We start from the raw sequence: 12092 nt of genomic DNA, 5'->3' as shown, positions 1-12092 counted from the left end.
GCTCCTTGGGTGGGTTCGGGTGGTCAGGCGGTGGGGGACAGGACCGGCTCGGTCCGGGACTTGCCGGCCTCGAAGAGCTCGTCGACCCGGCGGCGCTCGGCGGCGCTCTGCGGCAGCAGGTAGGCCAGGACGACGTACACGACGAGGTTGAGGAGCAGGGCCAGGACGCCGCCGGTGACGCTGCCCAGGGCGGGCATGTCGTCGGGGTACTTCCAGGTCAGGACCGCGGCGACGAGGAAGCCGGTGCACATCGAGGCGAGGGCGGCGGTCTTGGTGCCGCGCTTCCAGAACATGCCGAGGAACATCGGGACGGCGAGCTGGACGATGCCCTGGTAGGACATCTGCGCCAGCAGCTGGAGCCGTGGGTAGTCGAAGGCGATGTAGGCCACCACGGCCGAGGCCAGCATGTAGACGACCATCGAGCCCTTGGCGACGACCTTGAGCTGGAAGTCGGTGCGCGGCGAGATGACGTGCACGATGTCGTTGGCGATCTGGGCACCGCAGACCTGCACACAGCCGTCGATCCAGCCCATGCTCGCGGCGAGCACGATCACCAGCGCCATGCCGAGCAGCCACTGGCCGCCGCGGTCGTAGAGGAGGACGAACCAGCCGTCCTGCGGTGCGGCGACGATGTCGGTCATCGACGCGGCCGCCAGCGCCACCAGCGTCAGCAGCAGGTAGAACCCGCCGGCGACGAGCATCGTCTGCAGCGTCCCCTTCTTGACGCTCCGCACGCCCTTGGCGGTGTAGATGCGCTGGTAGCTGGTCGGCCAGCACAGCGAGCCGATGACGCCGGTGACGATGAGCGAGAAGAGGTACCAGGGGCCGTACGCGCCGCCGTCGCCCGGGACGACGAGCAGGCTGTCCGGCAGGTCCTTCAGGGCGACGAAGCCGCCGGCGTCGGCGGGCCCGAACAGGATGCCGAGGCAGACCAGTGCGGCCAGGCCGTACGCCACGATGCCCTGCACCAGGTCGGTGATGACCAGGCCGCGCATGCCCATCTGGACGGTCCAGATCTGCCGGACCGCGATCACCGCGACACCGACGATCAGGCAGGTCGTCACCGACCACTGCCCGAAGCTGGCGAACCGGAAGATCAGGCCCATCGCCTGCATGCCGAGGACGATCCACGGGAACAGGCACACGACGCCGATCGCGCTGGCGATCACGCGCACCGCCTGGGAGTCGAAGCGCAGGCCCAGCATGTCGGGCTGGGTCTTGAGGTCGTAGCGCTTGCCCCACAGCCAGGCCCGCTCGGCCATCAGGTACATCGCGGTGACGCCGAGCAGCGAGTAGGCCAGCGCGTAGAAGCCGAGCACGCCCGCGCCGACGCTGAGCCCGAAGAAGGCGGTGTACGTCGCACCGGGCCACCACGAGTTGGTGTAGGACATCGCGATGTACCAGCTGCTGAAGGAGCGGCCGCCGACGGCGTAGTCGGAGAACGACTTGGCGCTGCGGTTGGTCGCGTAGAGCACGAAGACGATGAGGGCGAAGAACGCCGTCAGCATGCCGAGGGTGACGGCCATGGAACCGGTCATGGAGGTCATCAGGCCGCCACCTCCTCGGGCTCCTCGCCCACCTCGCCGCGGATGTTCTCGAAGACCCACAGCAGCCAGACGGCGCCGGTGGCCAGCAGGGCGTCGACGACCCAGTACGCGACGCTGAACGGGACCCCGAGGATCGGGGTGTCGATGCCGCTGCCCGCCAGGTAGAGGGGCGGGGCGACGGCGAGCAGGATGCTGGCGCCGAACAGCAGCCAGAAGATCGTCATCTTGGTTCGTGACGACATCGCTCGGATGGCGCTTCTCATGGGTCCTCCAGGGTTCGGTCTGACCGAGATGGCCCGAAACTATGTGCGCCGGATCACGCCCGGTATCGGGTCGCGTGCCCGAAACTCGGCCCGCGGAGGGCCTGCGGCATCCGTCACCTGACGGATGCTCAGGCGGGGGAAACCCGACCACTCCGCGGACGCCGTGGTCGGACCGAACCGGCGCGGAGTGGAATGGGCAGGACCCCGCCGTCGTTGGAGATGACCGTGACCGGAATCGTGCTGCTCGTGCTGGCCGTCGTCGTGGCGGTCGGCTTCGGCCTCTACCGGCGCCGGGTCGACGGCAGGTTCGCCACGGCGGCCGCAGCGGCCCCCACGACCTGGACGGCCGTCGCCGGTGCCGTGCCCGACGTCGCGCTGGGGGAGCGGGCCACGCTCGTGCAGTTCTCCAGCGCGTTCTGCGCGCCCTGCCGCACGACCCGCGTGGTGCTCGCCGACGTCGCCGGCCGGGTCGACGGCGTCGCGCACGTCGAGATCGACGCCGAGCAGCACCTCGAGCTGGTCCGCGCGCTCGACGTACGCCGGACGCCGACGACGCTCGTCCTCGACGGTGCCGGCCACGAGATCACCCGCGCCGCCGGGGCCCCGCGTCGCGAGCAGGTCCTCGCCGCCCTCCCCACGCTCCAGGAGTCCTGATGACCAGCACCGCCGACCGCACCGCGACCGGGATCGACCCGCGCGGCCCCCGCTTCACCGCGGCGATCACCCTCGTCGTCTTCGCCGTGGCGCTGCTGCTCTCCGACGCGGCCCCCGGTGTCGCGGCCGTGATCACCGGCGTCCAGGCGGTGCTCTTCGCGATCGGTGCCGGCCTCGGCGTGCAGAAGACCCCGACGGGGCTGCTCTTCCGCCGCCTGGTCCGCCCGCGCCTCGCCCCGCCGGCTGAGCTCGAGGACCCGGCCCCGCCGCGGTTCGCCCAGGCCGTCGGCCTGGTCTTCGCCGTCGTCGCGACGATCGGGTTCGCGACTGGCGCGGTGCTGCTCGGTCAGGTCGCGGCGGCGCTCGCGTTCGTCGCGGCGTTCCTCAACGCGGTGTTCGCGTTCTGCCTGGGCTGCGAGATGTACCTGCTCGGGCTGCGGATCACCCGCCGCAGCGCGGCCTAGCGCCGCCCGCCGGCTAGGAGGCGAGCAGCCGCCAGCCGAGCCGGCGGGCGGCCGAGCGGTCGAAGGTGACCGTCTCGTGGGCGCCGAACTGCTCCATGGTCCCCTGGATGAGGGCGTCGGCGAAGTCGGCCCCGGCCTCGGCCAGGTGCAGCGCGCGGACGACGCCCTCGCCGTCGTCGAACTCCAGGGACTCGGTGCGCACCAGGGACTGGACGACGGCCAGGCAGCTCGACCGGTCGAAGCGATAGCTGCGGGAGAGGACCCAGTAGAGCTCGGCCATGGTGACCTGGGTGATGAAGCCCGGGTTGTCGGTCGTCAGGTCGCCGAGGAGGTCCGACGCGGCGCGGTAGGCGGCCTCGTCGTCGCGGACGAAGTAGCGGAGCAGGACGTTGGTGTCGAGGCCGATCACGCGTCGTCCTCGTCCTCGTACCCGGGCATGCCGCGCATCCCGCTCGCGGCGCCGCCCTCGGCGATGCCCTCGTTGATCTCCTCGATGGTGAGCGTCCGCTGGCCGGGCCGGTAGAGGATGCCGGCGAGGTCCTCGATCTTGCCGGTGCGGGGGACGATCCGGAAGTGCCCGGGCGCGATGCGCACGAACATCAGCTTGGAGCCCGCGACCAGGTTCATGTCGTCGCGGACGTCCTTGGGGATGGTGATCTGGCCCTTGCTGGTCATCGTGGCGGTGGTCATGGCGACGGGTCCTTACTTCTCCGAGAGATTCCTTACTTCGAGGGTCGCGTAAGGACGACGGGACGTCAAGGGGATTCCAGCAGCACGGTGAACGGCCCGTCGTTGACCGAGGCGACCTTCATGTCGGCACCGAAGATCCCGCGCTCCACGTGCGTGCCGGCGGTCTCGAGAGCCGCGCACACGGCGTCGTAGAGCGGCTCGCTGACGGGACCCGGCGCCGCCGCGATCCAGGTGGGGCGGCGGCCCTTGCGGGCGTCGCCGTAGAGGGTGAACTGGGAGACGACGAGGACCGGGGCGCCGGTCTCGCCGACGGAGCGCTCGTCGTCCAGGATGCGCAGGTCGCGGATCTTGCGCGCCATCCAGGCGACCTCGGCCGGGCCGTCGTCGTGGGTCACGCCGAGGTAGACGAGCAGCCCGGGTACGTCGATCGCCCCCGTCACCGCGCCGTCGACCACGACGGACGCCGAGGCGACCCGTTGGAGGACCGCTCGCATCAGTCGACGACCTTCTCCAGCAGCCGGGCCACGGCCTCCTGCTCCTCGGCGTAGGGGTGGTAGGCGAAGCCCTTGCCGCGCACGGTCTGGCCGGCGATCCACGGGTCGTCGCTGCAGATGCCGTGGCCGTCGGTGGCCGAGAAGACGTCGAGGTACTCGGCGCCGGCGGCCTTGGCCGCCGCCTCGACGGCCGCGTTGAGGCCCTCGTTGAACCGCCGGGCCAGGGGCAGGTCGCCGTCGGCGAGGGGCAGGTCGTCGCAGCCGGTCGTGGTGGCGGGGAAGATCTGCGGGTAGCCGACCATGACGACCTGGGCGTCCGGCGCCTTGGCCTGCACGTCCTGGAGCACGCGGGTCACGTTGGCCTGCACGTCCTTGAGCCGGCTCTCGATGCCCCGCGGGCCCGCCGCCGCGTCGAGCGTGGTGCAGGGGCTGGGCTCGGTCGAGGTGCGCGCGATCTGGACGCACGTCGTGATGATCCGGCCGATCAGGTTGAAGTCGTTGGCGCCGATGCCGACCGTGACCAGCCGGGTCGTCGGGCCGATCGCGTCGAGCTGGGGGTCCAGCCGGCGCTTCTGGGGCGTGACCTGCTCGCCGTCGGTCGCGTCGGTCGTGGCCGCCGAGCAGCTGACGTCGGTCAGCTCGAGGTCCTTCGCCTCGGCGAGGAGGTGCGGGTAGTTGTTGCGCGAGCGGAAGCACCCGTCGCGCCCGTCCATCGTCCCGATGTAGGGGCCGGCCGTGTAGGAGTCGCCGAGCGCGACGTACGCCGCGCCGGGCTTGTGCTCCTCCTTCTTGCCGGTGAGGAGGCAGGCGGACAGGCCGATGCCGACGAGGCCGAGCACCAGGAGCAGGGGGAGCACGCGCTTCACGGGCACAGCCTACGGATCAGACGGCGGGGGCCCGCTGCACGTCGTACGGATCCCAGGACTGCTTCCAGAACGCCTCGAGCCCCTCGGTGCGGATGTACTGCCGCTCGCTCTCGTGGATGGGGTACATCCCGGCGATGTTGACCACGTGCTCGGGCGGCGCGCCCTCGCCCGCGCCGAGGACGTCGAGGTAGTCCTCGCGCTCGAGCACCGACGGCGCGAACACGACGAACGCCGAGAGCGTCGTGCCGTCGACGATCGGTCCGCCGAGGTCGATCGTGTCGCCGTACTGGAAGGGGCAGGCGCCGGCCAGCCGGCTCGCCAGGTCCGCGATCGCCAGGCCCCAGGCGGCGTCCTCGGACCGGACGCTGATGCACAGCTCGGGCCGCCCGAGGCGCCAGGACTCGTGCTCGCCCAGCGACAGGCCGTAGGTCAGCGCGGTCAGCAGCCCCGGCTCGGGCTGGTCGCGGTAGACGATCGCGCTCAGGTCCGGCCCGCCCTCATGGGCGCCGACGCGCAGGTACTCGGCCTCGGCGCCGCCGCTGAGCCGCTCCAGGTGCGCGAGGTAGCGCTCGACCCGGCTCGCCATCAGTAGACCAGCGCCTGGACGCCGTCGCCGAGGGCCTCCTCGACGAACACCGGCGCCCCCGCGATCCGTACGCCGGGAAGCAGGTCCGCCTCGGTCAGCGAGCGCCGCGCGGCGCACTGGGAGCACACGGTGACCTGCCCGGCCGCGAGCACGGTGTCGAGCAGGTCGGGCAGGGGAGTGGCGAGGTCGAGCTGCAGCTCGGCGGCCCGCCCCGGGACGGCCAGCCAGGAGGCCTCGCCGGTGAGCCAGAGCGAGACCGGGACCCCGGAGACGGCGGCCGCGCCGGCCACCGTGAAGCCCTGGTTGCAGCGCTCCGGCGCGTCGGCGCCGCAGGTGACCTTGACGAGGAGTGAGCGTGCCATGCCCGAGAGCCTAGAATGACCGGTCGTGGCCTTCGAACTCCCCGACAACCTGCACCCCAACTGCGGACCCATCGCCTGGATGCTCGGCACCTGGCGGGGCAACGGCCATGGCGACTACCCGACGATCGACAGCTTCCAGTTCGGCCAGGAGCTGATCTTCACCCACGACGGGCGGCCGTTCTTCCACTACATGGCGCGCTCGTGGATCGTGGACGAGAACAACGAGAAGGTCCGCGACGCCGCGATCGAGACCGGGTTCATCCGCGGGGTCGGTGACGGCAAGTTCGAGATCCTGCTGACCCACAACACCGGCATCGCCGAGATCTGGCACGGCGAGGCCGACAACGGCAAGTTCGAGTGGACCACCGACGCCGTGGCCCGGACCGAGACCGCCAAGGAGTACACCGCCGGCAAGCGCCTCTACGGCAACGTCGAGGGCGACCTGCTCTACGCCTTCGACATGGCCGCCGTGGGCCAGGCCCTCCAGCCGCACCTGTGGGCGAGGCTCAAGCGTGCCTGACGAGCAGGACTGGCGCTCGGCCCTTCGCGAGAAGGGCTACCGGCTCACGCCCCAGCGCGAGCTGATCCTGGCGGCGGTCGACGCGCTGGGCCACGCCACCCCCGACGAGGTGCTCGCGCACGTGCAGCGCACGGCGTCCACCGTCAACGCCTCGACGGTCTACCGCACGCTCGAGGTGCTCGAGGAGCTCGGCCTGATCCGGCACGCGCACCTGTCCGACCGGGCGCCGACGTACCACTCGACCCGGGGGCACGAGCACTTCCACCTGGTCTGCCGCACCTGCCGCGAGGTGATCTCGGTCGACGCGGCCGAGGCCGAGCCGTTCGTCGCGGTGCTGCGCACCAAGGGGTTCACGCCCGACCTCGGCCACCTCACCGTCTTCGGCCGGTGCGCCCAGTGCGAAGGAGAAGCACCGTGACCACCGTCTTGACCTACGGCACGTTCGACCTGTTCCACATCGGCCACCTGCGCCTCATCGAGCGCCTCGCCGCGCTGGGCGACCGCCTCGTCGTGGGCGTCTCGACCGACGAGTTCAACGCCGGCAAGGGCAAGAAGTCCGTCGTCTCCTACGACGACCGCGCCGCCATCGTGGGCGCGATCAAGGGCGTCGACCTCGTCCTGCCCGAGCGCTCCTGGGACCAGAAGCGGGCCGACATCGTCGAGCACGGCGTCGACCTCTTCGTGATGGGCGACGACTGGACCGGGAAGTTCGACGACCTCGCCGACGTTTGCGAGGTGAGGTACCTGCCGCGCACCTCGGGTGTGTCGAGCACGGAGATCAAGGAGATGCTCCGCACGCTCGACCCCGCCCACATCGAGGAGATGCAGGCAGCCCTCGGCACCCTCACCCGCCTCCTCGAGCACTACCGGGACCTGACATGAGCACCGACCTCCGCACCAGCCCCCTCCTCGACCTGCCGGGCGCCGTCGCCGGCGAGGGGGTCGACGCCGGCGTGGCCGCCCACTACGGCAGCCTGTACGGCGAGCAGCGCGCCCTCGCGGCCGGCGAGGGCTTCGTCGACCTCTCCCACCGCGAGGTGATCCGGGTCAGCGGCCCGGACCGGCTGAGCTGGCTGCACTCGATGACCACCCAGCACCTGGAGCGCCTCGAGCCGGGCCGGTGGACCTCCGCACTGCTGCTCGACGCCAACGGTCGCGTCGAGCACGCCTTCAGCGGCATCGACGACGGCGAGGCGTTCACCGCCCACACCGAGCCGGGGCGGGCCGCGGCGCTGGTCGCGTTCCTCGACCGGATGCGCTTCATGCTGCGCGTCGAGGTCGCCGACGTCACCGCGGACCTCGCGGTCGCCTGGCGCCCGAGCGCCGAGGGCGGCAAGCACGACCTGGTCCCGCGTGACCAGCTGACGTCGTACGCCGAGGCAGCGGGGCCCGCGGCCGGGCTGTGGGCCTACGAGGCGCTGCGGATCGCCCGCGGCGAGCCGCGCCTGGGCTTCGACACTGACGAGCGGTCGATCCCCAACGAGCTGGGCTGGCTCCAGGGCGAGCAGCCGTGGGCCGCGGTCCACCTCGACAAGGGCTGCTACCGCGGCCAGGAGACGGTCGCCCGGGTGCACAACCTCGGCCGCCCGCCGCGCCGGCTCACCCTGCTCCACCTCGACGGCTCCGAGAACCGGCTGCCCGCCCGCGGCGCCGAGGTGCTGCCCGAGGGCGGCGGCCGCGCGGTCGGCGTGGTCGGCTCCTCGGCCCGCCACCACGAGCTCGGCCCGATCGCGCTCGCCCTGCTCAAGCGCAACACCGACGTCGTGGCGCCACTCGTCGTCGACGGGCTGCCGGCCGCCCAGGAGGTCCTGGTCGACCCCGAGATCGGCCTGCACTTCCGGCCCCAGCGCTGAGCCGGGCCCGCTCCGCGGGCGCCAAATCGTCGTTTTGCGCACGGGCGCGGCCGATCCGGCCGCGCCCGTGTCTCGTCGTGCCAAGGTGATCCGGCCCGGGCAAGGTTGTCCCGTGGCTCGGATGATCTTCGCGTCGAGAGGGACGAATCTGATGAAGAAGCTGGTTCTCGGGATGCTGGCCACCGCCTTGCTGACCTTCGGTCTGGTCGGGGTCGAGAGCACCGCCGCCCACGCCGACCCCTACCCGGGGACGGTCACCACCCAGGCCAAGGCCAAGGTGGCCAAGGTCGGCAAGGGCCGCCGGGCGACCTTCGCGGTCACGGTCAAGGCCGGGGCGGCCAAGCCCACCGGCAAGGTCCAGGTGACCTGCACCAAGGGCGGCAAGAAGGTCGTCGGCGCCGCGAAGTCCTACGCCGGTGCGCCGATCAAGGTCAAGAGCGCCGCGCTCAAGCGCGGTGTGTGGCGCTGCGTCGTGAAGTTCAAGGGCACCGGCGTCTACAAGAACAGCAAGGTCGTCAAGCAGGTCCGCGTGCGCCGCTGACCGCGCGCTGAACACCGGGGTCCCGTGGCACTCGCCGCGGGACCCCTGCTCCTGCCTGCCCTGATCCTCCCCCGTGAGAGCGGTGATCCCTGTGCTCCGTCGTCGTGGACGACTGATCGGCGCCACCCTCGCGGCGGTGCTGCTCGGCGCCGGGCTGTGGGTGGCCTGGCAGGCGTGGCAGGTCCAGCGCGACCTGGACGCCGCCGCCGGTCACGCCGAGGCCGTCCGACGCCTGGTCCAGGACCGCGCCGACGCCGGCGATCCGGACGACCCGGCGCTGCGCGCCGAGCTCGACGGTCTGCGGACCGCGGCGTCCGCCGCGGCCGAGCGGACCTCCGGGTCCACCTGGCGCCTGCTCACCCACCTGCCGCTCGTCGGCGACGACGCCGACGGGGTCGCGGTGACCAGCGCCGCCCTCGACCGGCTCGCCCGTGACGGCGTCGAGCCGCTGGTGCGCGCCGCGGACCGCTTCGAGCAGCTGGTGCCCCACGACGGCGCGGTCGACGTGGCCGTGGCCCGCGACCTGGTGGCCCCGGTCGACCAGGCCGAGCGGGCCTTCGCCGCGGCCGACCGCACGCTCGGGGCGGTCGACGACAGCGGCTTCGCCGGGCCGCTGCAGCGGCGCTTCGCGAGCCTGCGCGACCAGGTCGGCCAGGGGGCGCGCACGCTCGCCTCGGCCAAGGTCGCGACCCGGGTGTTGCCCGCGATGCTCGGCGGGGACGGACCGCGGCACTACCTCCTGGTCTTCCAGAACAACGCCGAGGTCCGGGCCACCGGCGGCCTGCCCGGCGCGGCGTCGTACGTCGAGGCGCGGGCGGGCCGGCTGCGCATCCGCGAGCACGTCACGGGCGCCTCGTTCGGTCAGTCTCCGGCCCCGGTGCTGCCGCTGAGCGCGGCCGAGCGGGCGCTCTACGGCGAGGTGCTGGGGACCTACTTCCTCGACGCCACCATGACCCCCGACGTCCCCCGCGCCGCCGACCTGCTGCGCGCTCGCTGGGCCCAGCGCTTCCCGGACCGCCCGGTCGACGGCGTGGTGCTCGTCGACGCCGTGGCGATCGGCTACCTGCTCGATGCGACCGGTCCGGTGAGCGTCGGCGGGGTCCGGCTCAGCGGTGAGAACGTCATCGACGAGCTGCTCCACCGGGTCTACCTGCGCCTGCCCGAGCCTGCGCGCCAGGACGCCTTCTTCGCCCGCGTCGCCGCTGCCACGCTCGACCAGGTCAGCGCCGGCCGCGGGCACCCGCGCGCGCTCCTGGCGGCCCTGAGCCGTGCCGTCGACGAGCGCCGGGTGTTCGTGCACGCGTTCGGCGCGACCGAGCGCGACGCACTCGCCGGCACGGCGCTCGCCGGCGAGCTCGGCACCGACCCGGACGACCCCCGCCCCGAGGTCGTGGTGACCCTCAACGACACCACGGGCGCCAAGATGTCCTCCTTCCTGCGCTACGACGTCGACGTCGCCGCGACCTCGTGCGTGGCCGGCGTGCAGGCCTACGCCGCCAAGGCCCGGCTGCGCTCGACCGCGCCGGCCGACGCGGCCCGGCTGCCGTCGTACGTCACCGGGGGTGGGCGCTACGGCGTCCCCGCGGGCAGCCAGCTGGTGACCCTGCGGATCTTCGGTCCGGTCGGCGGCACGATCGGCGCCCTCAGCTGGAACGGCGCGCCCCTCGACGTCGAGCGCGTCGAGCAGGACGGCCGCCCGGTCGCCATGACCTACGTCCAGCTCGACCCCGGCCAGGTGGCCGACCTCGCCTGGACGATGCGCTCGGGCCCCGGACAGGTCGGCGCCACCGCACTCGCGGTGACGCCGACGATCGAGAGGAAGGACGGTGCGGAGACGCTCGCGAGCGCGTGCTCCCGATGACCATGGAACTGCGTGACTACGTGCGGGTGCTGCGCCGGCGCTGGCTGATGATCCTCCTGCTGGGTGCCGCGGCGACCGCGGCCGCGGGGGTGCTGACGGCGGTGCAGGCGCCCCAGTACGCCTCGACGGCGCGGTTGTTCGTCTCGACCTCCCAGACCGACGACAGCCAGCTGCTCCAGGGCGGTCAGTTCTCGGCGCAGCGGGTGAAGTCCTATGCCGACCTGATCACCAGCCGCGAGCTGGCCCGGCGGGTCATCGCCGAGACCGGCAGCGACCTCGAGCCCGACCAGCTGGCCGAGAAGGTCTCCGCCGAGGCGGTCCTCGACACGGTTAACCTCGACCTGACCGTGACCGACGGCGACGCGCACCGGGCCCAGGCCATCGCGCAGTCCTACGCCGAGCAGCTCACCGACCTGGTCCGCGAGCTCGAGACCCCGGGCGGCCAGGACGAGGCGCCGATCAAGGCCACCATCGTCGACGCGGCGTCCTACTCCGCCGACCCGGTCGCGCCCCGGCCCCGGCGCAACCTGGCGCTGGGCCTGGCCGCAGGCCTGCTCCTCGGCTTCGGCGCCGCGGTCCTGCGCGAGGTGCTCGACACCCGGGTCAAGTCGCTCGACGACGTCGCCGCGCTCACCGACGCCCCGACGCTCGGCACGATCGTCGCCGACCCGGCCACCGCCAAGACACCGCTGCTCACCCAGATCGCCTCGCACGCCCCGCGCGCCGAGTCGTTCCGGGTGCTGCGCACCAACCTCCAGTTCGTCGACGTCGACAACCGGCACAAGGTCTTCGTGGTGACCTCGGCCGTGCCCGAGGAGGGCAAGACCTCGACCGCGACCAACCTCGCGATCAGCCTGGCCCAGGGCGGTACCCGCACCCTCCTGGTCGGCGGCGACCTGCGCCGCCCGACCGCGGCCGAGCGACTCGGGCTCGACGGCGCCGTCGGCCTGACCGACATCCTGATCGGCCGGCTCTCCACCGCCGACGCCACCCAGACCCACGTCGAGTCGGGCCTGCGGTTCGTCGCGTCCGGCCCGGTGCCGCCCAACCCGGCCGAGCTGCTCCAGTCCCACGCGATGGAGGACTTCCTCGCCGGGGTGCGCGCCGATCACGAGATCGTCATCATCGACGCCCCGCCGCTGCTGCCGGTCACCGACGCGGCCCTGCTGGCGGCCAAGGCCGACGGGGCGCTCGTCGTCCTCAGCCACGGCCGGGTCACCCGCGACCAGGTACGGCTCTCGATCGAGCGGCTCAAGCAGGTCGACGCCCACCTGACCGGGCTGGTGCTCAACAGGGTGCCGGTCAAGGGCAGGTCCTACGGCTACGGGTACGGCTACGCCCCGGTCACCGCGACCGGCGCCCCGGTCGTCGCCGGGACGGACGAGGCCTAG

17 protein-coding genes are annotated in these 12092 nt (G+C 72.5%); 9 read left to right on the top strand and 8 right to left on the bottom strand.

The features are described from left to right. Positions 1–23: 23 nt before the first annotated feature. Entirely contained in the window at positions 24–1547 is a 1524-nt protein-coding gene (locus M0M48_RS19195; RefSeq protein ID WP_215814356.1) for a sodium:solute symporter family protein, read from the bottom strand. Beyond that, the gene (locus tag M0M48_RS19190) at positions 1547–1771 is read right to left on the bottom strand and encodes a hypothetical protein (RefSeq protein ID WP_215814357.1); all 225 of its coding nucleotides are present in this window, start codon (positions 1769–1771) and stop codon (positions 1547–1549) included. The genes M0M48_RS19195 and M0M48_RS19190 overlap by 1 nt, the downstream gene beginning before the upstream one ends. Before the next feature lie 258 nt (positions 1772–2029). Between M0M48_RS19190 and M0M48_RS19185 the strand changes: the two genes are divergently transcribed. Both M0M48_RS19185 and M0M48_RS19180 read left to right on the top strand, forming a co-directional pair. Further along, the gene (locus tag M0M48_RS19185; protein ID WP_374585797.1) at positions 2030–2464 is read left to right on the top strand and encodes a thioredoxin family protein; all 435 of its coding nucleotides are present in this window, start codon (positions 2030–2032) and stop codon (positions 2462–2464) included. Then, the gene (locus tag M0M48_RS19180; protein WP_257752343.1) at positions 2464–2928 is read left to right on the top strand and encodes a DUF4395 domain-containing protein; all 465 of its coding nucleotides are present in this window, start codon (positions 2464–2466) and stop codon (positions 2926–2928) included. The genes M0M48_RS19185 and M0M48_RS19180 overlap by 1 nt, the downstream gene beginning before the upstream one ends. Positions 2929–2941: 13 nt before the next feature. Here M0M48_RS19180 and M0M48_RS19175 read toward each other — a convergent pair whose 3' ends face one another. From M0M48_RS19175 to M0M48_RS19150, 6 genes are all read right to left on the bottom strand, one after another. Then, on the bottom strand, positions 2942–3337 hold the full coding sequence (locus tag M0M48_RS19175; protein WP_257752342.1) for a PIN domain-containing protein: 396 nt from the start codon (positions 3335–3337) through the stop codon (positions 2942–2944). Then, positions 3334–3618, bottom strand: a complete 285-nt coding sequence (locus M0M48_RS19170) for an AbrB/MazE/SpoVT family DNA-binding domain-containing protein (RefSeq protein WP_215814361.1) — start codon at positions 3616–3618, stop codon at positions 3334–3336. The genes M0M48_RS19175 and M0M48_RS19170 overlap by 4 nt, the downstream gene beginning before the upstream one ends. Before the next feature lie 65 nt (positions 3619–3683). Beyond that, positions 3684–4112 (bottom strand): D-aminoacyl-tRNA deacylase, encoded by a 429-nt coding sequence (gene dtd, locus M0M48_RS19165; RefSeq protein WP_215814362.1) that lies wholly within the window; start codon positions 4110–4112, stop codon positions 3684–3686. Continuing rightward, the gene (locus tag M0M48_RS19160) at positions 4112–4978 is read right to left on the bottom strand and encodes an SGNH/GDSL hydrolase family protein (RefSeq protein WP_257752341.1); all 867 of its coding nucleotides are present in this window, start codon (positions 4976–4978) and stop codon (positions 4112–4114) included. Before M0M48_RS19160 ends, dtd begins: the two co-directional genes overlap by 1 nt. A 16-nt stretch (positions 4979–4994) precedes the next feature. After that, entirely contained in the window at positions 4995–5564 is a 570-nt protein-coding gene (locus M0M48_RS19155) for a suppressor of fused domain protein (protein ID WP_215814364.1), read from the bottom strand. Continuing rightward, complete coding sequence (locus tag M0M48_RS19150) at positions 5564–5926, bottom strand: DsrE family protein (RefSeq protein ID WP_215814365.1); 363 nt, start codon at positions 5924–5926, stop codon at positions 5564–5566. The genes M0M48_RS19155 and M0M48_RS19150 overlap by 1 nt, the downstream gene beginning before the upstream one ends. A 25-nt stretch (positions 5927–5951) precedes the next feature. Here M0M48_RS19150 and M0M48_RS19145 point away from each other — a divergent pair, with 25 nt between their 5' ends. The 7 genes from M0M48_RS19145 to M0M48_RS19115 all read left to right on the top strand — a co-directional run bounded on the left by M0M48_RS19145 (position 5952) and on the right by M0M48_RS19115 (position 12092). After that, positions 5952–6446, top strand: coding sequence for an FABP family protein (locus M0M48_RS19145; protein WP_257752340.1), 495 nt, complete (start codon positions 5952–5954; stop codon positions 6444–6446). Continuing rightward, positions 6439–6864: a Fur family transcriptional regulator gene (locus M0M48_RS19140; RefSeq protein ID WP_257752339.1), complete on the top strand. Its 426-nt coding sequence runs from the start codon at positions 6439–6441 to the stop codon at positions 6862–6864. The genes M0M48_RS19145 and M0M48_RS19140 overlap by 8 nt, the downstream gene beginning before the upstream one ends. Beyond that, positions 6861–7328, top strand: a complete 468-nt coding sequence (locus M0M48_RS19135) for an adenylyltransferase/cytidyltransferase family protein (protein WP_215814368.1) — start codon at positions 6861–6863, stop codon at positions 7326–7328. The genes M0M48_RS19140 and M0M48_RS19135 overlap by 4 nt, the downstream gene beginning before the upstream one ends. After that, positions 7325–8299 (top strand): CAF17-like 4Fe-4S cluster assembly/insertion protein YgfZ, encoded by a 975-nt coding sequence (ygfZ, locus tag M0M48_RS19130; protein WP_257752338.1) that lies wholly within the window; start codon positions 7325–7327, stop codon positions 8297–8299. The genes M0M48_RS19135 and ygfZ overlap by 4 nt, the downstream gene beginning before the upstream one ends. A 151-nt stretch (positions 8300–8450) precedes the next feature. Then, the gene (locus tag M0M48_RS19125) at positions 8451–8840 is read left to right on the top strand and encodes a hypothetical protein (protein ID WP_257752337.1); all 390 of its coding nucleotides are present in this window, start codon (positions 8451–8453) and stop codon (positions 8838–8840) included. Between the two features lie 82 nt (positions 8841–8922). Beyond that, on the top strand, positions 8923–10701 hold the full coding sequence (locus M0M48_RS19120) for a DUF4012 domain-containing protein (protein ID WP_257752336.1): 1779 nt from the start codon (positions 8923–8925) through the stop codon (positions 10699–10701). Further along, positions 10698–12092, top strand: coding sequence for a polysaccharide biosynthesis tyrosine autokinase (locus M0M48_RS19115; protein ID WP_257752335.1), 1395 nt, complete (start codon positions 10698–10700; stop codon positions 12090–12092). The genes M0M48_RS19120 and M0M48_RS19115 overlap by 4 nt, the downstream gene beginning before the upstream one ends.

This window comes from Pimelobacter simplex, from assembly GCF_024662235.1.
GTDB lineage: Bacteria > Actinomycetota > Actinomycetes > Propionibacteriales > Nocardioidaceae > Nocardioides.
The sequence above is the reverse complement of the archived record's forward strand: the minus strand, read 5'-3'. Positions and strand labels throughout refer to the sequence as shown.

Excerpts from the sequence above, each read along its gene's own strand:
- M0M48_RS19195 (WP_215814356.1), bottom strand. The coding sequence starts at position 1,547 with ATGACCTCCATGACCGGTTCCATGGCCGTCACCCTCGGCATGCTGACG.
- M0M48_RS19190 (WP_215814357.1), bottom strand. The coding sequence starts at position 1,771 with ATGACGATCTTCTGGCTGCTGTTCGGCGCCAGCATCCTGCTCGCCGTC.
- M0M48_RS19185 (WP_374585797.1), top strand. The coding sequence starts at position 2,030 with ATGACCGTGACCGGAATCGTGCTGCTCGTGCTGGCCGTCGTCGTGGCG.
- M0M48_RS19180 (WP_257752343.1), top strand. The coding sequence starts at position 2,464 with ATGACCAGCACCGCCGACCGCACCGCGACCGGGATCGACCCGCGCGGC.
- M0M48_RS19170 (WP_215814361.1), bottom strand. The coding sequence starts at position 3,618 with ATGACCACCGCCACGATGACCAGCAAGGGCCAGATCACCATCCCCAAG.
- dtd (WP_215814362.1), bottom strand. The coding sequence starts at position 4,112 with ATGCGAGCGGTCCTCCAACGGGTCGCCTCGGCGTCCGTCGTGGTCGAC.
- M0M48_RS19155 (WP_215814364.1), bottom strand. The coding sequence starts at position 5,564 with ATGGCGAGCCGGGTCGAGCGCTACCTCGCGCACCTGGAGCGGCTCAGC.
- M0M48_RS19150 (WP_215814365.1), bottom strand. The coding sequence starts at position 5,926 with ATGGCACGCTCACTCCTCGTCAAGGTCACCTGCGGCGCCGACGCGCCG.
- ygfZ (WP_257752338.1), top strand. The coding sequence starts at position 7,325 with ATGAGCACCGACCTCCGCACCAGCCCCCTCCTCGACCTGCCGGGCGCC.
- M0M48_RS19125 (WP_257752337.1), top strand. The coding sequence starts at position 8,451 with ATGAAGAAGCTGGTTCTCGGGATGCTGGCCACCGCCTTGCTGACCTTC.
- M0M48_RS19115 (WP_257752335.1), top strand. The coding sequence starts at position 10,698 with ATGACCATGGAACTGCGTGACTACGTGCGGGTGCTGCGCCGGCGCTGG.